The following is an 18,974-nucleotide window of genomic DNA, read 5'->3' on the forward strand; positions in this document are numbered from 1 at the left end:
GATAGGCTCTCTTTGTTTTATCTAGTGGTGGGTTTCTTAGAGACAAAAGGTCAGTAAGAGGCTATAATAGAAAATAGAGTAGGTATTTATTCTAATACTCTTCGAAAATCAAATTCAAACCACGTCAGCGTCGCCTTACCGTACTCAAGTACAGCTTGCGGCTAGCTTCCTAGTTTGCTTTTTGATTTTCATTGAGTATAAGAAAAATAAAAAATAGAGAGCAGTCAAAGTATGAAAATTTTAATTGTAGAAGATGAAGATATGATCCGTGAGGGGATCAGTGACTATTTGACGGATTGTGGCTATGAAACTATTGAGGCGGCGGACGGTCAGGAAGCCTTGGAGCAATTTTCCAGCTATGAAGTAGCCTTGGTTTTACTGGATATTCAGATGTCTAAGCTCAATGGCCTAGAAGTTCTAGCTGAGATTCGTAAAACCAGTCAGGTTCCTGTCTTGATGTTGACTGCCTTTCAGGATGAGGAATACAAGATGAGTGCCTTTGCTTCGCTCGCAGATGGCTATCTGGAAAAACCTTTTTCTCTGTCCCTCTTAAAAGTAAGAGTAGATGCGATTTTCAAGCGCTATTATGATATGGGACGAATCTTCTCCTATAAGGATGCTAAGGTGGACTTTGAGAGCTACAGTGCAAGCCTCGCAGGTCAAGAAGTGGCCATTAATGCCAAAGAGTTGGAAATTTTGGATTATTTGGTAAAAAATGAAGGACGGGCCTTGACTCGTTCTCAGATTATCGATGCGGTCTGGAAGGCGACAGATGAGGTTCCCTTTGACCGTGTCATTGATGTCTATATCAAGGAATTGCGGAAAAAGCTGGACTTGGACTGCATCCTCACTGTGCGCAATGTTGGTTATAAATTGGAGCGAAAATGAAACGAACAGGTTTGTTTACAAAGATATTTATCTATACCTTCTCGATTTTTAGTGTTCTGGTTATTTGCCTTCATTTAGCCATTTATTTTCTCTTTCCTTCAACTTATCTGAGCCATCGTCAGGAAACAATTGGTCAGAAAGCGACAGCTATTGCCCAGTCCCTAGAAGGGAAAGATAGGCAGAATATTGAGCAAGTATTAGACTTGTACTCCCAGACCAGTGAGATCAAGGGAGCAGTCAAGGGAGAGATGACCGAGGACAAGTTAGAAGTTAAAGAGAGTCTTCCTCTAGACACGGACCGCCAGACCACCTCCCTCTTTATCGAGGAGCGTGAGGTGAAAACACAAGACGGTAGCACCATGACTCTCCAGTTTCTAGCATCCATGGACCTGCAAAAGGAAGCAGAGCAAATCAGTCTCCAGTTTCTTCCCTATACATTGCTGGCCTCCTTTCTGATTTCCCTCTTGGTGGCCTACATCTATGCTCGGACCATTGTTGCTCCGATTTTGGAAATCAAGCGCGTGACCCGTCAGATGATGGAACTGGATGTCCAAGTGCGATTGTGCGTGGATTCTAAGGATGAGATTGGTGATCTCAAGGAACAAATCAATAGCCTCTACCAGCACCTTTTGACTGTTATTGCGGACTTGCATGACAAGAATGAAGCCATTCTCCAGCTTGAGAAGATGAAGGTTGAGTTCCTACGTGGTGCTTCCCATGAATTGAAAACACCGCTGGCTAGTTTGAAAATCCTGATCGAAAACATGAAAGAAAATATCGGCCGCTATAAGGATAGAGACCACTATCTGGGAGTTGCCTTGGGGATTGTGGATGAACTCAATCACCACGTTCTCCAGATACTTTCTCTCTCGTCTGTGCAGGAATTGCGAGATGATAGGGAAACAATTGACCTCTTCCAGATGACGCAAAGTCTAGTCAAGGATTATGCCTTGCTAGCCAAGGAGAGAAAACTTCAGATTGACAATAGTTTGAACCATCAGCAGGTTTATCTAAATCCATCAGTTATGAAGTTAATCCTGTCTAACCTCATTAGCAATGCCATCAAGCACTCTGTTCCAGGTGGCTTGGTTCGCATTGGCGAAAGAGAAGGGGAGTTCTTTATCGAAAATAGCTGTAGTCCTGAAGAACAAGAAAAACTGGCCCAGTCTTTTTCTGACAATGCTAGTCGCAAGACCAAGGGTTCGGGGATGGGGCTCTTTGTTGTCAAAAGTTTATTAGAACATGAAAAATTACCCTATCATTTCGAGATGGAGGAGAATCGTCTAACCTTCTTCATAACTTTTCCAAAAGTCGCCCAAGACTAGGCAGAGAAAGGGTTTACATAGATGGAGATAGAAGAAATTCAATCGAAACTGCGGGAAAAACTAGATTTTTTTGTCAAAAAGTGATAAAATGAACAATGTAAATGGGATGACCCATAAAAATATACAGGAGGCCTGATAAAATGGCAATCGTTTCAGCAGAAAAATTTGTCCAAGCAGCTCGTGACAACGGTTATGCAGTTGGTGGATTTAACACAAACAACCTTGAGTGGACTCAAGCTATCTTGCGCGCAGCAGAAGCTAAAAAAGCTCCAGTCTTGATCCAAACTTCAATGGGTGCTGCTAAATACATGGGTGGTTACAAAGTTGCTCGCAACTTGATCGCTAACCTTGTTGAATCAATGGGTATCACTGTACCAGTAGCTATCCACCTTGACCACGGTCACTACGAAGATGCACTTGAGTGTATCGAAGTTGGTTACACTTCAATCATGTTTGATGGTTCACACCTTCCAGTTGAAGAAAACCTTAAATTGGCTAAAGAAGTTGTTGAAAAAGCACACGCTAAAGGTATCTCAGTAGAAGCTGAAGTTGGTACTATCGGTGGTGAAGAAGATGGAATCATCGGTAAAGGTGAATTGGCTCCAATCGAAGACGCTAAAGCAATGGTTGCAACTGGTATCGACTTCTTGGCAGCTGGTATCGGTAACATCCATGGTCCTTACCCAGCAAACTGGGAAGGTCTTGACCTTGACCACTTGCAAAAATTGACAGAAGCTCTTCCAGGATTCCCAATCGTATTGCACGGTGGATCAGGTATTCCTGATGAGCAAATCCAAGCAGCTATCAAACTTGGTGTTGCCAAAGTTAACGTTAACACTGAATGCCAAATCGCATTCGCTAACGCTACTCGTAAATTTGCTCGTGACTACGAAGCAAACGAAGCAGAATACGACAAGAAAAAACTCTTCGACCCACGTAAATTCTTGGCTGACGGTGTAAAAGCTATCCAAGCATCAGTTGAAGAACGTATCGACGTATTCGGTTCAGAAGGTAAAGCTTAATCTAGCTGAACAGTACAGATGAAACCTGCCCATTGGGTGGGTTTTTTGGTGTTTTAAGGAGACTATCAAACCAGAATTTTGGATTAAAACTATTATTTTGGGAGAGAAATCTATAATTTCACGATCCACAGGCAAACGCTTGCATTCCATTTTTTATTGGACTATAATAGGTTGGTATAAAGCCTTCTGTAATAATAAAATGTAGAGGGTTTAGAAAGTAAGGATTTAGAATATTTGTAGTCAACAATACAATATTGCTATTCCTTACCATAGGGAGATAGATATGGCAATGATAGAAGTGGAACATCTTCAGAAAAATTTTGTGAAGACTGTTAAGGAACCAGGCTTGAAGGGGGCTTTGCGCTCCTTTATTCATCCTGAAAAGCAGACCTTTGAAGCGGTCAAGGATTTGACCTTTGAGGTCCCAAAAGGACAAATTTTAGGCTTTATCGGGGCTAATGGTGCTGGGAAGTCAACCACCATCAAAATGCTGACAGGGATTTTAAAACCGACATCTGGTTTTTGTCGGATTAATGGCAAGATTCCGCAGGATAATCGCCAAGATTATGTCAAGGATATTGGGGTTGTTTTTGGACAACGTACCCAGCTATGGTGGGATTTGGCACTGCAAGAGACCTACACGGTTTTAAAGGAGATTTATGATGTACCAGACTCGCTCTTTCATAAGCGCATGGATTTTTTGAATGAAGTCTTGGATTTGAAGGACTTTATCAAGGACCCCGTGCGAACTCTTTCACTGGGACAGCGCATGCGGGCGGATATTGCAGCTTCCTTGCTTCACAATCCCAAGGTTCTTTTTTTAGATGAGCCGACCATTGGTTTGGACGTTTCGGTCAAGGATAACATTCGTCGGGCTATTACCCAGATCAATCAGGAGGAAGAGACTACCATTCTCTTGACCACTCACGACTTGAGTGATATTGAGCAACTTTGTGATCGAATTTTTATGATTGACAAGGGGCAGGAGATTTTTGATGGGACGGTTAGCCAGCTCAAGGAGACTTTTGGCAAGATGAAGACTCTCTCCTTTGAACTGCTACCAGGTCAAAGTCATCTTGTCTCTCACTATGAAGGCTTTTCGGATATGAGCATTGATAGACAAGGGAATAGCCTCAACATTGAATTTGATAGTTCTCGCTACCAGTCAGCTGATATTATCAAGCAAACCCTGTCTGATTTTGAAATCCGCGATTTGAAGATGGTGGATACGGATATTGAGGATATTATCCGTCGCTTCTATCGAAAGGAGCTCTAAGATGGTCAAATTGTGGAGACGTTATAAATCCTTTATCAATGCAGGTGTTCAGGAATTGATCACCTATCGAGTCAACTTCATTCTTTATCGAATCGGCGATGTCATGGGTGCTTTTGTGGCCTTTTATCTCTGGAAGGCTGTCTTTGATTCCTCCAAGGAGTCTTTGATTCAGGGCTTTAGTATGGCAGATATCACCCTCTACATCATTATGAGTTTTGTGACCAATCTGTTGACCAGATCGGATGGCTCCTTTATGATTGGGGAGGAGGTCAAGGATGGTTCCATTATCATGCGTTTGTTGCGACCAGTGCATTTTGCGGCCTCTTATCTCTTTACCGAGCTTGGTTCCAAGTGGTTGATTTTTATCAGTGTAGGACTGCCATTTTTAAGTGTCATTGTGTTGATGAAAATCTTATCTGGGCAAGGTGTTGTAGAAGTGCTGGGATTAACTGTCCTTTATCTTTTTAGCTTAACGCTGGCCTATCTGATTAACTTTTTCTTTAATATCTGCTTCGGATTTTCAGCCTTTGTATTTAAAAATCTTTGGGGGTCCAATCTACTCAAAACTTCCTTAGTGGCCTTTATGTCTGGAAGTTTGATTCCCTTGGCTTTCTTTCCAAAGGTTGTTGCAGATATTCTGTCCTTCCTGCCTTTCTCATCTTTGATCTACACGCCAGTCATGATTATTGTTGGGAAATACGATGCCAATCAGATTCTTCAGGCACTCGCTTTGCAGTTTTTCTGGCTCTTAGTGATGGTGGGCTTGTCTCAGTTGATTTGGAAACGAGTTCAGTCCTTTATCACAATTCAGGGAGGTTAGTATGAAAAAATATCAACGCATGCATCTGATTTTTATCAGACAATACATCAAACAAATCATGGAATACAAGGTGGATTTTGTGGTTGGTGTGCTGGGAGTTTTTCTAACCCAAGGCTTGAACCTCTTGTTTCTCAATGTCATCTTTCAACACATCCCATCCCTAGAAGGTTGGACTTTTCAAGAAATCGCCTTTATCTATGGTTTTTCATTGATTCCCAAGGGCTTGGACCATCTCTTTTTTGATAATCTCTGGGCATTGGGACAACGCTTGGTGAGAAAGGGAGAGTTTGACAAGTATCTGACTCGTCCTATCAATCCCCTCTTCCACATCCTAGTCGAGACCTTTCAGATTGATGCCTTGGGTGAACTCTTAGTCGGTGGTATTTTATTGGGAACAACAGTGACCAGCATTGCCTGGAGCTTTCCAAAATTTTTACTTTTCCTAGTCTGCATTCCTTTTGCGACCTTGATTTATACTTCTTTGAAAATCGCGACAGCCAGCATCGCTTTTTGGACCAAGCAGTCAGGCGCTATGATTTATATTTTCTATATGTTTAATGATTTTGCCAAATACCCGATTTCTATTTACAATTCAGCTCTTCGTTGGTTGATCAGTTTTATTGTACCTTTTGCTTTTACGGCCTACTATCCTGCTAGCTATTTCTTGCAGGATAAGGATGCGATCTTTAACATCGGAGGTTTGATGTTGATTTCCCTTGTTTTCTTTGTCATTTCCCTTAAACTCTGGGACAGGGGCTTGGATTCCTACGAAAGTGCAGGATCCTAATAGGAAGAAACTCAAAGCCTTGTCTCAGGACAGGCTTTTTCAAGTAGAGATGAAAATTCCTTGACATCTATTCTCAGAGTGCTATACTGTAAGTGTAATCGCCGATTTAGCTCAGTTGGTAGAGCAAGGCACTCGTAAAGCCTAGGTCACAGGTTCAATCCCTGCAATCGGCAAAGTGAAGAAGCTCATTAGGGCTTCTTTTCTTTTATCTTAACGATTTAACCACTTAGATCGTAATATAGACCAGATAGGCAAAAGACCTTGTTCTTGGAACTACCCTCTGCTATAATGATTTTTGTAAGGGACGTGAGGGGACAGTATTAGACAACTCAAGTTGCTAAAAAAAGAAATTGGAGATAAAGAAATGAAAAAAGTATTGGGGATTGTATTTTTACTAGCAGCAGCGACAGTATTGTATTTTGGTTCTGTTGGCTGGCCAAGTTTGAATATCAACCTCTGGCCATTGATTCCGGTAGGCTTGTTCCTCTATTTTGCCCTAGAAAATCTTTTGAAAAAAGACTACAAGGCTAGTCTGATGTGTTTGATTATCGCCTTTATCATTGCGAATGCAATTTTGGATCTGTTGCCAATTTCAAGTGGCTTGGTCATTGGAGCAGGTGTCCTAGCTTGTGTAGGGATTGGTTATCTATTTCCTGATAAAGAGAGTAAATAGAAATTATTAAAAAAGATATAAAGAAAAACACTTCAATCATTGTATTTTAGTTTGATTGAGGTGTTTTTGATTTCATTTTTTTATTTCTGAGCCATCAATTCAACAATCATCTCGATATACATGACAAGAGTCAATAAGAATCCTGCACGCCAGAAGAATTTGATGAATTTAGGATAGTAAAAGCTACGTTTTTTCAAAAGAAAGAAAAAAACGAGGATAATAGCTAGAAGTGAGAGGGCTAGGCCCAGTCTAGGAAGAAAATTATGGGTAAAGGTTTTAGCTGTGATCAGGTAATACTCAAATACCAAGACTGGAAAAGCCAAATCCGCAAAGTTTCGTCCTAGTTTTTTTAATCTAAAAAGTTTGGTTATGATAATGCAGACTACTAAAGTCAGTATCAATAATAAAATAGATGCTAATTTCATTAAAATCATATCCATATTGTATCATAAAAAATGGCTAATGGAAACGAGAAACAGAGGAATTTATAGGAAAGTCAGGCTTTTGAGATTGTAGGTGTTTTTTGTTATAATGAAAGTTATGAAATCTTATAATACCTTGAATGATTATTATCGAAAACTCTTTGGAGAAAAGACTTTTAAAGTCCCTATTGATGCGGGATTTGACTGTCCCAATCGTGATGGAACTGTGGCTCATGGGGGCTGTACTTTTTGTACGGTTTCAGGTTCTGGAGATGCTATTGTAGCACCAGATGCGCCTATCCGTGAGCAATTTTATAAGGAAATTGATTTTATGCACCGCAAGTGGCCGGATGTTCAGAAGTATCTGGTTTATTTTCAAAATTTTACCAACACCCATGAAAAGGTGGAAGTGATTCGAGAGCGCTATGAGCAGGCTATCAATGAGCCAGGTGTAGTAGGAATCAATATAGGAACACGGCCAGACTGTTTGCCAGATGAAACAATCGAATATTTGGCTGAGTTGTCGGAACGCATGCATGTGACGGTTGAATTGGGCTTGCAGACTACTTATGAAACAACCTCTGATCTGATTAACCGCGCCCACTCCTATGAATTGTACGTGGAAACGGTTAAGCGTTTGAGAAAGTATCCCAAAATTGAGATTGTTTCCCATTTGATCAATGGTTTACCTGGTGAAACCCATGAGATGATGATTGAAAATGTCCGCCGCTGTGTCACGGATAACGATATTCAAGGAATTAAACTGCACTTGCTTCACCTTATGACCAATACTCGTATGCAACGGGATTACCACGAAGGACGCTTGCAGTTGATGAGTCAGGACGAATATGTTAAGGTCATCTGTGACCAACTGGAAATCATTCCCAAGCATATCGTCATTCATCGAATCACGGGAGATGCACCTAGAGATATGCTGATTGGTCCTATGTGGAGCCTCAATAAATGGGAAGTGTTAAATGCTATTGAAACTGAGATGCGACGTCGTGGAAGTGTACAAGGATGTAAGGCTGTAAAACAGGAGTTTGAAAATGAAAAGACCACTTGAGATGGCACATGATTTTTTGGCTGAAGTAGTGACAAAAGAGGATATCGTTGTGGATGCGACAATGGGAAATGGCCACGATACCCTTTTTTTAGCCAAGCTAGCCAAGCAAGTCTATGCCTTTGATATTCAGAAGCAAGCCTTGGAAAAAACCCAAGAGCGTTTGGACCAGGCTGGTTACACAAATGCCCAGTTAATCTTGCAAGGCCATGAGACTCTGGACCAGTTTGTGACAGAAGCCAAGGCAGGGATTTTTAATCTGGGTTATCTGCCGTCGGCTGATAAGTCCGTCATTACCAAGCCTCAGACAACTATTGAAGCCTTAGACAAGCTGTGTCGTTTGCTTGTCAATGGTGGACGGATTGCCATTATGATCTACTATGGTCATGAGGGAGGAGATATTGAGCGAGATGCTGTCTTGGATTTTGTTAGCTGGTTGAATCAACAAGAGTACACAGCTGCCATTTATCGAACTTTAAACCAAGTCAACAACCCACCATTTTTAGTGATGATTGAAAAATTAGAGAGATATAGACATGGATAAACAATACCTACGTGAAAAGCTAGATGCCATGCGCCAGAATTTTGTTGAGTCAACAATCCACGAACGTGCAGTGGGTGTGTTAGACCAAGCGCATATGAGCAAAAAAATGCTTAAAATCAAGAAAAAATTAGTAGCTCTTGAAATGGAACGGTGCCAGCGAAAAATTGAGCACAAAGATTGTTCCAAGATTGATCAAAAGATTAAAGAGCAGAAGGAGATATTTGAATCCTGTTGTAAAAAAGATTAAGGAGGAAGTGCGTGGAATTACTGATTTACCTCATCCTATTTTTACTGGTTTTGATTGTCTCGAGTACAACCAATAAACTCCTGCCCTTTTTGCCTCTCCCTTTGGTGCAAATTCTTTTGGGAATCGTGATTGGTCTCTTTTTACCCAATACCGACTTTCACCTCAATACAGAGTTGTTTTTGGCCCTAGTTATCGGGCCCTTGCTTTTCCGAGAGTCGGAGGAAGCAGATATTACGGCTATTTTAAAACACTGGCGAATCATTGTTTATCTCATATTTCCAGTGATTTTCATCTCGACCCTGAGTTTGGGTGGCTTGGCTCATCTTCTTTGGCTCAGCCTTCCCTTGGCAGCTTGCTTGGCTGTTGGGGCAGCCCTTGGCCCTACGGACTTGGTTGCCTTTGCCTCTCTTTCGGAGCGTTTTAGCTTTCCTAAGCGCGTGTCCAATATCCTTAAGGGTGAAGGACTCTTGAATGATGCTTCTGGCTTGGTGGCTTTTCAGGTAGCTTTGACAGCTTGGACAACAGGAGCATTTTCCCTTGGGCAAGCTAGTAGTTCGCTCATCTTTTCAATCTTAGGCGGTTTTTTGATAGGCTTTTTAACAGCCATGACTAATCGCTTCCTACATACTTTCTTGCTAAGTGTGCGAGCAACGGATATTGCTAGTGAACTTTTATTAGAATTGAGTTTGCCTCTGGTGACTTTCTTTCTGGCAGAAGAAGTCCATGTTTCAGGGATTATTGCCGTTGTGGTTGCTGGAATTTTAAAGGCAAGCCGTTTTAAGAAAATTACGCTCCTCGAAGCCCAAGTGGATACGGTTACCGAGACGGTCTGGCACACAGTGAACTTTATGCTCAACGGTTCTGTCTTTGTGATTTTAGGGATGGAGCTGGAAATGATAGCAGAACCTATCTTGACCAATCCAATCTATAATCCCTTACTGTTATTGGTATCTCTTATAGCCCTTACCTTTGTCCTCTTTGCTATCCGTTTTGTCATGATTTATGGCTATTATGCCTATAGGACTCTACGTCTTAAGAAAAAGCTAAATAAGTATATGAAGGACATGCTTCTCTTGACCTTCTCAGGTGTCAAGGGAACGGTGTCAATTGCTACGATTCTTCTGATACCAAGTGATTTAGAGCAGGAATATCCAATTTTACTTTTCCTTGTTGCAGGTGTGACGCTTGTCAGCTTTTTAACAGGTCTCTTGGTCTTGCCTCATCTTTCTGATGAACAGGAAGAAAGTAAGGATTATCTCATGCATATCGCTATTTTAAATGAGGTTACTTTGGAGTTAGAAAAGGAACTTGAAACTCATAAGAATAAGCTCCCTCTCTATGCAGCCATTGACAATTATCATGGACGAATAGAAAACCTTATCCTAAGCCAAGAAAATAAAAATGCTAAGGAGGATTGGGAGGCCTTGAAACTTCTTATCCTCAGTATTGAGAGTGATGGATTGGAACAGGCTTACGAGGAAGACAAGATGAGTGAGCGTGCTTATCGGGTTTACCAGCGTTATCTGAAAAACATGGAACAAAGTATCAATCGCAAGTTTGCTTCACGATTGACCTATTATTTCCTTGTTTCCTTACGGATTTTACGTTTTCTCCTTCACGAAACCTTTACCTTAGGTAAGACCTTCCGTAGTTGGAAAAATGAAGAATCACAGAAACTCAGAGCCCTTGACTATGACCAAATTGCAGAGCTCTATCTAGAAAATACAGAGATGATTATCGAAAGTTTGGAGAACCTAAAAGGGGTTTATAAGAGTTCTTTGATTAGTTTCATGCAGGATTCTCGTCTCCGAGAAACAGCTATCATCACCAGTGGTGCCTTTGTCGAACGGGTTATCAATCGTGTCAAGCCTAACAATATCGATGAAATGCTGAGAGGCTATTATCTGGAGCGTAAGTTGATTTTCGAATACGAAGAGAAACGATTGATTACGACCAAGTATGCCAAGAAGTTACGACAAAATGTCAATAACTTAGAGAACTATTCTCTGAAGGAAGCTGCCAATACCCTGCCTTATGATATGGTGGAATTGGTAAGAAGAAATTAATCAAGTTTATAAGTGAAGGAGTGTGATATGAAGAAGTGGTGGCAAAAGCTGACAGACAAGCCTTTAGTAAAAGCTTTTTTGCATTATTATCAAGCTTCCGATAGTGAGTTGACCAGTGTCGCAGTAGCCTACTATTGGTTGATTTCGATTTTCCCCCTGCTTTTGGTGGTGGTCAATATGCTCCCCTATTTTCAGATTCCAGTTTCCAATTTTTTAAAGGTTGTCAATGAATTTTTGCCAGATACGGTTTATGATGTGGTCGCAAAGATTATTACAGAAGTACTGACCCAACCTTCTACAGGCTTATTGAGTTTTGCAGTTTTGTCAGCTCTCTGGACCTTTTCAAAATCCATGAACTTCCTGCAGAAAGCCTTTAATAAAGCTTACGGAGTAGCCAAAAATAGAGGAATGATTTCCCATCAGCTCATGAGTTTATTTGTCAGTTTTGGTCTGCAGATTCTCTTTGCTTTAGCTCTCTTTCTGAGTGTCTTTGGTCGCATGCTCCTCAACCTTATCAAAAGTTACTGGAAATCAGATAGTCCTCTCTTTAATTATCTGCAAGACCTAACAGGTCCCTTAGTCTATGCCTTGATTTTTGCTATCTTGGTCATGCTTTATTATTTCCTGCCCAATGTTAAGGTGCGACGCATTCGACATGTATTGCCAGGTAGCACCTTTGTCTTGTTGACCTTGCTCTTACTGCTCAATATCTTTTCAGTCTATGTCAACAACTATGTTAATCACCTCGTGGACGTTCGTTTCTTCAGTTCCGTTGTCGTGGTGGTCATGATGTTCTGGTTTATTCTCATCGCTAAGATTTTGATTGTCGGCGCGGTGATCAATGCCAGTGTGCAGAGTTTGAAAGATCTGAATTTTAGAAAAGACTAACGAATTTTTAATTCATTACAAAACGCATACTATCAAGGTTGATGTGTACTGACTCCAAAAAGGCGGCAAAAAGCAAGCACCTGAAAGCAACGTGCCGAAATGGTCAAATCCTGATTATGTCAACGAATTAGACCCAAAAATCGTTGATATGCTAGTAGAATTTCACAAGTCGCAAGGCACTTTGGAAACTCCCGAGGCGCAAGCAGAAATCGCCCAAAAACGTGAAGAAATCGAGCAAAGGAGAGCTAAGCTTGAGGTTAAAAAACAAGAACTTTTGAACCGCTTGAACAAATAGAGTTTCGCAAGTATTATGCTTACAAATTACTTGAACAATTAACTAAAATATAAACCCTGCCTTTATATCTAGGCAGGGTTTATATTTTAGAAATTCACGTAGGTTGTTTCGGTTTTTTCATACCCAGTATAATCTGAGTTTCTATAGTATCCAGTGATAAACTTCCATTTTCTTTGAGCAACATGGATATAAGTATTTGTTATGTAGTATGGATATGGGCTTTGTGACTCCAAGTAACTCTCATAAGCTTGTATACCCCAAAATGCTCCACCAATTATTGCACCCCATGGACCTCCCAATACAGCACCTATCTTACTAATTATAAAACTTAGTCCAGCATCAGCCATGAAATTAGCGAATGTGTTAGCTTGTTTATTCCCATGTATTGTGTTGACGTAATTCCAAACATTAGGATCGTATGATCTAAAAGTTATATTTAGGTCGATTTCATTCTTTTGATAATCCATATAAAATGACCCATTGATATAGACACCATCAGCACGTTGTTCAATAGTGTCTACACTTCCATCTGGATTGACCACCTCAAGAACTTCATCACTTAAAATATTTACTTGCGTATCTCCGAACCGCACTGATGAGCCATTCTTAAACTGAGTCTCACCAGATACAACTTTAGAGTTTGCCGATAAGCTATCATCAGCAAAAACAACAAGCGACGGGGAAATGCTAGACATACAGAAAACAGACATAGCTAGCAAACACATGCATTTAGACATCTTAGACATAACGGAAACTCCTTTGTATTTTTGATTTTTTTCAACTTTTATTATACAATAAAACCAAATAAAAAGAAAAACCAAATAAAAAGAAAGCGGTAACAATATGCTTAATGCGAAAATTTTTTATATATTTTTATATTTGATCGTTATCGAAACTATAGGCTTGTTGTTGTTGAAAAACGGCCTTGAAAAGGGTTATTTAGATACAGGAGCTATTATCCTCGCAGTTTTTTCATTTGCTTTTTACAACCTATGTTCATTCGCTTGGGTCTGCAGTACAATAAAAAACAATAAAAAATAAATAGACGTATTTTCAAAAAAAGATTACATATTTATCTTAGTAAAACGACGATTCTGAGAGCTTTTCAGACTTTTTTGCGACCTGTCCTATCATTAGAAAAGCTTAGAGCACCAAAGGATTTTGCCTGATAATATGCGTTTTTTGAATTTGAAAATTAATAGATAAACATGGCATCGCCAAAACTAAAGAAGCGGTAGCGTTCTTGGATGGCATGGTGGTAGGCATCTAAGACTAATTCACGGCCTGCAAAGGCAGAAACCAACATGACCAGAGTTGATTTTGGCAGGTGGAAATTGGTTGAGAAGGCATCTACAACTTTCCATTGGTATCCAGGTTTGATAAAGATGTTGGTCCAGCCAGAATCTGCCTGAATTTGTCCATCGAACTTGGAACCAATAGTCTCCAATGTGCGGATAGAAGTGGTTCCAACAGCGATAACGCGACCACCATTTTCCTTGACAGAGCGAAGGGTGGCAGCAGCTTCCTCAGAAAGTTGATAGAATTCTGAGTGCATTTCGTGTTCGTCCAGATTGTCTACAGAGACAGGTCTAAAGGTTCCGAGCCCGACATGAAGAGTCAGATAGACTAGATGAACCCCCTTGGCTTGGATTTCTGCTAGCAGTTCTTTGGTGAAGTGGAGACCAGCAGTAGGTGCAGCAGCAGAGCCACTTTCTTTAGCGTAGACGGTTTGATAACGTTCACGGTCATCCAATTTTTCGTGGATATAAGGCGGCAGCGGCATTTCTCCCAGACTTTCCAAAACTTCTAGGAAAATTCCTTGGTATTCAAAGCGGACAATACGGCCCCCGTGGGTCAATTCTTCCGTAACGACAGCGCTGAGGCGACCATCACCAAAGCTGACACGAGTGCCAACCTTGAGGCGTTTGGCAGGTTTAGCCAGAACTTCCCACTCATCTCCAGCAGTGTTTTTGAGGAGGAGAAGTTCTACATGACCCCCAGTTTCTTCCTTTTGACCATAGAGGCGGGCAGGGAGAACACGGGTGTCATTCATAACAAGAGCATCACCAGGTTCCAGCATATCAATAATAGAGTGGAAGTGTTTATCCTGCATTGCTCCCGTCTCACGATTGACGATGAGGAGTTTAGAGGCATCTCGTTTTTCAAGGGGTGTTTGGGCAATCAATTCCTCAGGCAAGTGGAAATCAAAATCAGCTGTATTCATATATCTGTTCATTCTTTCTAAGTTCTAATCTTATCCATTATAACATGTTTCAAGTTTGGACGCTCTTTTTTTAGAAATTAAATCGTTTTCACTTGACAAAAATTGGTCTATACCATATAATAAATATAGATAGAAATGGAGGATAAAAAGATGAAAGTCATTAAAGTTGAAAACCAAGTTGAAGGTGGGAAAGTCGCTTTTGAGATTTTGAAGGAAAAATTAGCCAATGGTGCTCAAACATTGGGACTTGCGACAGGAAGCAGCCCGCTTGAATTTTACAAGGAAATTGTTGAGAGTGACCTTGATTTTTCAAATCTAACAAGTGTCAACCTTGATGAGTATGTAGGACTTGATGGGGATAATCCACAGTCTTATCGTTACTTCATGCAGGAAAACTTGTTCAACCAAAAACCATTTAAGGAAAGTTTCTTACCTCGTGGAGTTAAGGACAATGCTGAAGCTGAAGTAGAACGCTACAATCAAATTTTGGCTGACCATCCAGTTGACCTCCAAATCTTGGGAATCGGTCGCAATGGACATATTGGATTTAATGAACCTGGTACTCCATTTGACAGTCAAACGCATCTAGTCGAACTTGATCAGTCTACTATTGAAGCTAATGCTCGCTTCTTTGACAAAATTGAAGACGTCCCAACCCAAGCCATTTCAATGGGGATTAAAAACATCTTGGATGCCAAGTCAATCCTTCTCTTTGCTTATGGTGAATCAAAAGCAGAAGCCATTGCCGGAACCGTGTCTGGTCCAGTGACTGAGAGTCTACCAGCAAGTAGCCTCCAAAATCACCCTGATGTGACTATTATCGCAGATGCTGAAGCGCTCAGCTTACTTGAAAAATAAAAAGAAAAACCGTTCATTGTGTTCCATTGAACGCTTTCAACTCTTGTATAAATGGAAGAAAAAATCAAAATTAAACCGCATTTTTTCTTGACAATTATTCCTTTTACGTGTAGAATATAATAGATACTGAACTTGAAGGGAGTGAAAAAAAATGTCTAAAACAGTAGTACGTAAGAATGAATCTCTTGACGACGCACTTCGTCGTTTCAAACGTGCGGTTACTAAAGCTGGTACTCTTCAAGAAACACGCAAACGTGAATTCTATGAAAAACCTTCTGTAAAACGTAAACGTAAATCAGAAGCAGCTCGTAAACGTAAAAAATTCTAATTAGAAATGAAAGGCTAGAGAAATCTAGTCCTTTTTCTTTTAATACTCTTCGAAAATCAAATTCAAACCGTGTCAACGTCGCCTTGCCGTAGATATGGTTACTGACTTCGTCAGTTTCATCTACAACCTCAAAGCAGTGCTTTGAGCTGACTTCGTCAGTTCCATCTACAACCTCAAAACGGTGTTTTGAGCAACCTGCGGCTAGTTTCCTAGTTTGCTCTTTGATTTTCATTGAGTATAAATAAATACCTCAAAGCCTGCAAAAATCTGAAATATCCTTCTACAATTTGATATAATAGAGAGAAGAACTCACTTGAAGGAGGAAATGATGTCGGTTTTAGTAAAAGAAGTGATAGAAAAGCTTAGACTAGACATTGTCTATGGCGAACCAGAATTACTTGAAAAGGAAATCAATACAGCGGATATTACGCGACCTGGTCTTGAAATGACAGGCTATTTTGATTACTATACTCCAGAACGGATCCAGCTCTTGGGGATGAAGGAGTGGTCATATTTGATTGGCATGCCTTCTAACAGCCGTTATGAAGTTTTGAAAAAAATGTTTTTACCTGAGACACCTGCGGTCATTGTTGCTCGTGGTTTGGTGGTTCCAGAGGAAATGTTAAAGGCAGCTAGAGAGTGTAAGATTGCCATTTTAACCAGCCGTACGGCTACTAGTCGTTTGTCTGGAGAGTTATCTAATTACCTTGATTCTCGTTTGGCGGAACGTACTAGTGTTCACGGAGTCTTGATGGATATCTATGGGATGGGTGTCTTGATTCAAGGCGATAGTGGTATCGGTAAGAGTGAGACAGGTCTGGAGCTTGTCAAACGTGGCCACCGCTTGGTAGCAGATGATCGGGTAGATATTTACTCTAAGGATGAATTAACTCTTTGGGGAGAACCTGCTGAAATCTTGAAACACTTGATTGAAATTCGTGGGGTTGGGATTATCGATATTATGAGCCTCTACGGTGCCAGTGCCGTCAAGGATTCTTCTCAAGTTCAGCTGGCTGTTTACTTGGAAAATTATGATACGCATAAGACTTTTGATCGTCTTGGTAACAATGCAGAGGAATTAGAAATTTCTGGCGTATCTATTCCTCGTATCCGCATTCCAGTGAAAACAGGTCGTAATATCTCTGTTGTGATTGAGGCCACTGCCATGAATTATCGTGCCAAGGAAATGGGCTTTGATGCGACTCGTTTGTTCGAGGAACGCTTGACAAATCTTATTGCTCAAAACGAGGTGCATGATGCTTGATCCAATTGCTATTCATCTTGGCCCTCTAGCCATTCGTTGGTATGCCTTGTGTATTGTGACAGGCTTAATTCTTGCGGTTTATTTAACCATGAAAGAAGCGCCTAGAAAGAAGATCATACCAGACGATATTTTAGATTTTATCTTGGTAGCCTTTCCTTTGGCTATTTTAGGAGCACGGCTCTACTATGTTATTTTCCGTTTTGATTACTATAGTCAGAACTTGGGAGAAATTTTTGCTATTTGGAATGGTGGTTTAGCCATTTATGGCGGTTTGATTACAGGGGCTCTTGTTCTCTATATCTTTGCTGATCGCAAACTCATCAATACTTGGGATTTTCTAGATATTGCGGCGCCTAGCGTCATGATTGCCCAAAGTTTAGGTCGCTGGGGCAATTTCTTTAACCAAGAAGCCTATGGTGCAGCAGTGGATAATCTGGATTATCTACCTGGCTTTATCCGTGACCAGATGTATATTGAAGGGAGCTACCGTCAGCCGACCTTCCTTTATGAGTCTCTATGGAATTTACTTGGATTTGCCTTGATTCTGATATTGAGACGAAAATGGAAGAGTCTCAGACGAGGTCATATCACTGCTTTCTACTTGATTTGGTATGGTTTTGGTCGTATGGTCATCGAAGGTATGCGAACAGATAGCCTCATGTTCTTTGGACTTCGAGTGTCTCAATGGCTATCAGTTGTTCTTATCGGTCTTGGAATTTTTATCATTCTATATCAAAATCGAAAGAAGGCCCCTTACTATTTTACTGAGGAGGAAAACTAAATGTTAGAAGTTGCATATATTCTTGTAGCCCTTGCTTTGATTGTCTTTTTGGTCTATCTGATTATCACTGTACAAAAGCTTGGACGTGTTATCGATGAAACAGAGAAGACGATTAAAACCTTGACTTCAGATGTGGATGTGACCTTGCATCATACCAATGAATTATTGGCTAAGGTCAATGTCTTGGCAGATGATATCAATGTTAAGGTGGCAACGATTGATCCACTCTTTAGTGCTGTTGCTGATTTATCTCTATCTGTTTCAGACCTCAATGACCATGCGCGTGTCTTGAGCAAGAAAGCTTCATCAGCTGGTTCAAAAACACTTAAGACTGGTGCAAGTTTGTCAGCTCTTCGTTTTGCAAGTAAATTTTTCAAAAAATAAAAAAGGAGAATCCTTATGGGTAAACTATCCTCAATCCTTTTAGGAACCGTTTCAGGTGCAGCTCTTGCCTTGTTTTTAACAAGCGATAAGGGCAAACAAGTTTGCAGTCAAGCTCAAGATTTTCTGGATGATTTGAGAGAAGATCCTGAGTATGCCAAGGAGCAGATCTGTGAAAAACTGACAGAAGTTAAGGAACAGGCAACAGATTTTGTTCTGAAAACCAAAGAACAGGTTGAGTCAGGGGAAATCACTGTAGACAGTGTACTTGCTCAAGCTAAATCATACGCTTTTCAAGCCACAGAAGCATCAAAAAATCAATTTAATAATCTCAAGGAGCAATGGCAAGAAAAGGCTGAAACTCTTGATGAATCAGAAGAGATTGTGATTGATATAAGAGAAGAATAAAATAAATAGTAACTATTCTAGGTCCTATAAACTCTCTAGTGGATTATACCTCTATAGAGCTTATAGGTTTTTTTATGTGGATAAAACCTTGAATGAAAAGAAATTCATCTACTTTTTCTATGAATAGATTTGTTTTTGAAATACAAACAATTAACATATTAATAATATTATCTCTAAATATAAAATCTCTCTCGAATTTTAAGCAGTCTAACGCTACATATTTGATTAAATATGTTGAATGTGGTATAATTGAGCTGTGATAGCTGTGATAGCTGTGATAGCTGTGATAGCTGTGATAGCTGTGATGTGTAGAATGCTCATCATAGTGATTTTTTATGGTTATATTCCTACTTGGGTTTAGCTATAAAAAATTACTTTTTAATTTGATTTTATGTCTTGACATAAGGAGGAAAA

General features: G+C 40.3%; 23 protein-coding genes and 1 tRNA gene. 21 read left to right on the forward strand and 3 right to left on the reverse strand.

Annotation, left to right across the window (positions count from 1 at the left end; genetic code table 11):
* The first annotated feature begins 231 nt into the window (after positions 1 to 231).
* The 8 genes from vncR (at position 232) to SK642_RS03175 (ending at position 6,791) form a co-directional block, all read left to right on the forward strand.
* Positions 232 to 888, forward strand: a complete 657-nt coding sequence (gene vncR, locus SK642_RS03140; protein ID WP_033683336.1) for a response regulator transcription factor VncR — start codon at positions 232 to 234, stop codon at positions 886 to 888.
* Positions 885 to 2,213: a sensor histidine kinase VncS gene (gene vncS, locus SK642_RS03145; protein WP_033683337.1), complete on the forward strand. Its 1,329-nt coding sequence runs from the start codon at positions 885 to 887 to the stop codon at positions 2,211 to 2,213. Before vncR ends, vncS begins: the two co-directional genes overlap by 4 nt.
* A gap of 140 nt (positions 2,214 to 2,353) precedes the next feature.
* Complete coding sequence (locus SK642_RS03150; RefSeq protein ID WP_001018999.1) at positions 2,354 to 3,235, forward strand: class II fructose-bisphosphate aldolase; 882 nt, start codon at positions 2,354 to 2,356, stop codon at positions 3,233 to 3,235.
* 283 nt (positions 3,236 to 3,518) lie between these two features.
* Positions 3,519 to 4,511 carry an ABC transporter ATP-binding protein gene (locus tag SK642_RS03155; RefSeq protein ID WP_033683338.1) on the forward strand — a complete coding sequence of 331 codons (993 nt, stop codon included), beginning with the start codon at positions 3,519 to 3,521 and terminating at the stop codon, positions 4,509 to 4,511.
* Position 4,512: 1 nt separating this feature from the next.
* Entirely contained in the window at positions 4,513 to 5,331 is an 819-nt protein-coding gene (locus SK642_RS03160; RefSeq protein WP_033683339.1) for an ABC transporter permease, read from the forward strand.
* A gap of 1 nt (position 5,332) precedes the next feature.
* Positions 5,333 to 6,118 carry an ABC transporter permease gene (locus tag SK642_RS03165; RefSeq protein ID WP_033683340.1) on the forward strand — a complete coding sequence of 262 codons (786 nt, stop codon included), beginning with the start codon at positions 5,333 to 5,335 and terminating at the stop codon, positions 6,116 to 6,118.
* Positions 6,119 to 6,218: 100 nt separating this feature from the next.
* Positions 6,219 to 6,291, forward strand: a tRNA-Thr gene (locus SK642_RS03170).
* 191 nt (positions 6,292 to 6,482) lie between these two features.
* Positions 6,483 to 6,791 carry a hypothetical protein gene (locus tag SK642_RS03175; protein WP_033683341.1) on the forward strand — a complete coding sequence of 103 codons (309 nt, stop codon included), beginning with the start codon at positions 6,483 to 6,485 and terminating at the stop codon, positions 6,789 to 6,791.
* Positions 6,792 to 6,871: 80 nt separating this feature from the next.
* Here the strand turns inward: SK642_RS03175 and SK642_RS03180 are convergent, their stop codons facing one another.
* On the reverse strand, positions 6,872 to 7,231 hold the full coding sequence (locus tag SK642_RS03180; protein WP_012972478.1) for a DUF3397 family protein: 360 nt from the start codon (positions 7,229 to 7,231) through the stop codon (positions 6,872 to 6,874).
* Positions 7,232 to 7,322: 91 nt separating this feature from the next.
* On the opposite strand from SK642_RS03180, the gene SK642_RS03185 reads away from it, so the two are divergent.
* The 6 genes from SK642_RS03185 (at position 7,323) to SK642_RS10715 (ending at position 12,316) form a co-directional block, all read left to right on the forward strand.
* A complete protein-coding gene (locus SK642_RS03185) occupies positions 7,323 to 8,279 on the forward strand; it encodes a TIGR01212 family radical SAM protein (RefSeq protein WP_025169866.1) in 957 nt (318 codons plus the stop codon).
* The gene (locus SK642_RS03190) at positions 8,263 to 8,820 is read left to right on the forward strand and encodes a tRNA (mnm(5)s(2)U34)-methyltransferase (protein ID WP_033683342.1); all 558 of its coding nucleotides are present in this window, start codon (positions 8,263 to 8,265) and stop codon (positions 8,818 to 8,820) included. Before SK642_RS03185 ends, SK642_RS03190 begins: the two co-directional genes overlap by 17 nt.
* Positions 8,813 to 9,067, forward strand: a complete 255-nt coding sequence (locus SK642_RS03195) for a hypothetical protein (RefSeq protein WP_033683343.1) — start codon at positions 8,813 to 8,815, stop codon at positions 9,065 to 9,067. Before SK642_RS03190 ends, SK642_RS03195 begins: the two co-directional genes overlap by 8 nt.
* A gap of 11 nt (positions 9,068 to 9,078) precedes the next feature.
* Complete coding sequence (locus SK642_RS03200; protein WP_033683344.1) at positions 9,079 to 11,133, forward strand: cation:proton antiporter; 2,055 nt, start codon at positions 9,079 to 9,081, stop codon at positions 11,131 to 11,133.
* 27 nt (positions 11,134 to 11,160) lie between these two features.
* Positions 11,161 to 12,021 (forward strand): YihY/virulence factor BrkB family protein, encoded by an 861-nt coding sequence (locus tag SK642_RS03205; protein ID WP_033683345.1) that lies wholly within the window; start codon positions 11,161 to 11,163, stop codon positions 12,019 to 12,021.
* A gap of 91 nt (positions 12,022 to 12,112) precedes the next feature.
* Positions 12,113 to 12,316, forward strand: a complete 204-nt coding sequence (locus SK642_RS10715; protein ID WP_033683346.1) for a hypothetical protein — start codon at positions 12,113 to 12,115, stop codon at positions 12,314 to 12,316.
* Between the two features lie 86 nt (positions 12,317 to 12,402).
* On the opposite strand, the gene SK642_RS03215 is transcribed toward SK642_RS10715, so the two are convergent.
* Positions 12,403 to 13,011, reverse strand: coding sequence for a hypothetical protein (locus tag SK642_RS03215; RefSeq protein WP_051734068.1), 609 nt, complete (start codon positions 13,009 to 13,011; stop codon positions 12,403 to 12,405).
* A 148-nt stretch (positions 13,012 to 13,159) separates the two neighbouring features.
* Here SK642_RS03215 and SK642_RS03220 point away from each other — a divergent pair, with 148 nt between their 5' ends.
* Positions 13,160 to 13,357: a hypothetical protein gene (locus SK642_RS03220; RefSeq protein WP_033683349.1), complete on the forward strand. Its 198-nt coding sequence runs from the start codon at positions 13,160 to 13,162 to the stop codon at positions 13,355 to 13,357.
* A gap of 154 nt (positions 13,358 to 13,511) precedes the next feature.
* Here SK642_RS03220 and queA read toward each other — a convergent pair whose 3' ends face one another.
* Complete coding sequence (gene queA, locus SK642_RS03225; protein ID WP_033683350.1) at positions 13,512 to 14,540, reverse strand: tRNA preQ1(34) S-adenosylmethionine ribosyltransferase-isomerase QueA; 1,029 nt, start codon at positions 14,538 to 14,540, stop codon at positions 13,512 to 13,514.
* Positions 14,541 to 14,690: 150 nt separating this feature from the next.
* On the opposite strand from queA, the gene SK642_RS03230 reads away from it, so the two are divergent.
* From SK642_RS03230 to SK642_RS03260, 6 genes are all read left to right on the forward strand, one after another.
* Entirely contained in the window at positions 14,691 to 15,398 is a 708-nt protein-coding gene (locus SK642_RS03230; protein WP_033683351.1) for a glucosamine-6-phosphate deaminase, read from the forward strand.
* A gap of 151 nt (positions 15,399 to 15,549) precedes the next feature.
* Positions 15,550 to 15,726, forward strand: a complete 177-nt coding sequence (gene rpsU, locus SK642_RS03235) for a 30S ribosomal protein S21 (RefSeq protein ID WP_000048054.1) — start codon at positions 15,550 to 15,552, stop codon at positions 15,724 to 15,726.
* Between the two features lie 328 nt (positions 15,727 to 16,054).
* Positions 16,055 to 16,990: an HPr(Ser) kinase/phosphatase gene (gene hprK / locus SK642_RS03245; RefSeq protein ID WP_033683352.1), complete on the forward strand. Its 936-nt coding sequence runs from the start codon at positions 16,055 to 16,057 to the stop codon at positions 16,988 to 16,990.
* Positions 16,983 to 17,771, forward strand: a complete 789-nt coding sequence (gene lgt, locus SK642_RS03250) for a prolipoprotein diacylglyceryl transferase (protein ID WP_033683353.1) — start codon at positions 16,983 to 16,985, stop codon at positions 17,769 to 17,771. The genes hprK and lgt overlap by 8 nt, the downstream gene beginning before the upstream one ends.
* Positions 17,772 to 18,155 carry a DUF948 domain-containing protein gene (locus SK642_RS03255; protein ID WP_033683354.1) on the forward strand — a complete coding sequence of 128 codons (384 nt, stop codon included), beginning with the start codon at positions 17,772 to 17,774 and terminating at the stop codon, positions 18,153 to 18,155.
* Positions 18,156 to 18,170: 15 nt separating this feature from the next.
* Positions 18,171 to 18,560 (forward strand): YtxH domain-containing protein, encoded by a 390-nt coding sequence (locus tag SK642_RS03260; protein WP_033683355.1) that lies wholly within the window; start codon positions 18,171 to 18,173, stop codon positions 18,558 to 18,560.
* The last annotated feature ends 414 nt before the right edge of the window (positions 18,561 to 18,974 follow it).

Source organism: Streptococcus mitis, assembly GCF_000722705.1.
GTDB lineage: Bacteria > Bacillota > Bacilli > Lactobacillales > Streptococcaceae > Streptococcus > Streptococcus mitis_P.

Coding starts and splice junctions, on each gene's coding strand:
- SK642_RS03150 (WP_001018999.1), top strand. CDS start 2,354: ATGGCAATCGTTTCAGCAGAAAAATTTGTCCAAGCAGCTCGTGACAAC.
- vncS (WP_033683337.1), top strand. CDS start 885: ATGAAACGAACAGGTTTGTTTACAAAGATATTTATCTATACCTTCTCG.
- SK642_RS03220 (WP_033683349.1), top strand. CDS start 13,160: ATGCTTAATGCGAAAATTTTTTATATATTTTTATATTTGATCGTTATC.
- hprK (WP_033683352.1), top strand. CDS start 16,055: ATGTCGGTTTTAGTAAAAGAAGTGATAGAAAAGCTTAGACTAGACATT.
- SK642_RS03260 (WP_033683355.1), top strand. CDS start 18,171: ATGGGTAAACTATCCTCAATCCTTTTAGGAACCGTTTCAGGTGCAGCT.
- SK642_RS03215 (WP_051734068.1), bottom strand. CDS start 13,011: ATGTCTAGCATTTCCCCGTCGCTTGTTGTTTTTGCTGATGATAGCTTA.
- SK642_RS03230 (WP_033683351.1), top strand. CDS start 14,691: ATGAAAGTCATTAAAGTTGAAAACCAAGTTGAAGGTGGGAAAGTCGCT.
- SK642_RS03185 (WP_025169866.1), top strand. CDS start 7,323: ATGAAAGTTATGAAATCTTATAATACCTTGAATGATTATTATCGAAAA.
- SK642_RS03160 (WP_033683339.1), top strand. CDS start 4,513: ATGGTCAAATTGTGGAGACGTTATAAATCCTTTATCAATGCAGGTGTT.
- SK642_RS03195 (WP_033683343.1), top strand. CDS start 8,813: ATGGATAAACAATACCTACGTGAAAAGCTAGATGCCATGCGCCAGAAT.
- queA (WP_033683350.1), bottom strand. CDS start 14,540: ATGAATACAGCTGATTTTGATTTCCACTTGCCTGAGGAATTGATTGCC.
- SK642_RS03165 (WP_033683340.1), top strand. CDS start 5,333: ATGAAAAAATATCAACGCATGCATCTGATTTTTATCAGACAATACATC.
- SK642_RS03205 (WP_033683345.1), top strand. CDS start 11,161: ATGAAGAAGTGGTGGCAAAAGCTGACAGACAAGCCTTTAGTAAAAGCT.
- SK642_RS03175 (WP_033683341.1), top strand. CDS start 6,483: ATGAAAAAAGTATTGGGGATTGTATTTTTACTAGCAGCAGCGACAGTA.
- vncR (WP_033683336.1), top strand. CDS start 232: ATGAAAATTTTAATTGTAGAAGATGAAGATATGATCCGTGAGGGGATC.
- rpsU (WP_000048054.1), top strand. CDS start 15,550: ATGTCTAAAACAGTAGTACGTAAGAATGAATCTCTTGACGACGCACTT.
- SK642_RS03255 (WP_033683354.1), top strand. CDS start 17,772: ATGTTAGAAGTTGCATATATTCTTGTAGCCCTTGCTTTGATTGTCTTT.
- lgt (WP_033683353.1), top strand. CDS start 16,983: ATGCTTGATCCAATTGCTATTCATCTTGGCCCTCTAGCCATTCGTTGG.
- SK642_RS03180 (WP_012972478.1), bottom strand. CDS start 7,231: ATGGATATGATTTTAATGAAATTAGCATCTATTTTATTATTGATACTG.
- SK642_RS03155 (WP_033683338.1), top strand. CDS start 3,519: ATGGCAATGATAGAAGTGGAACATCTTCAGAAAAATTTTGTGAAGACT.
- SK642_RS03190 (WP_033683342.1), top strand. CDS start 8,263: ATGAAAAGACCACTTGAGATGGCACATGATTTTTTGGCTGAAGTAGTG.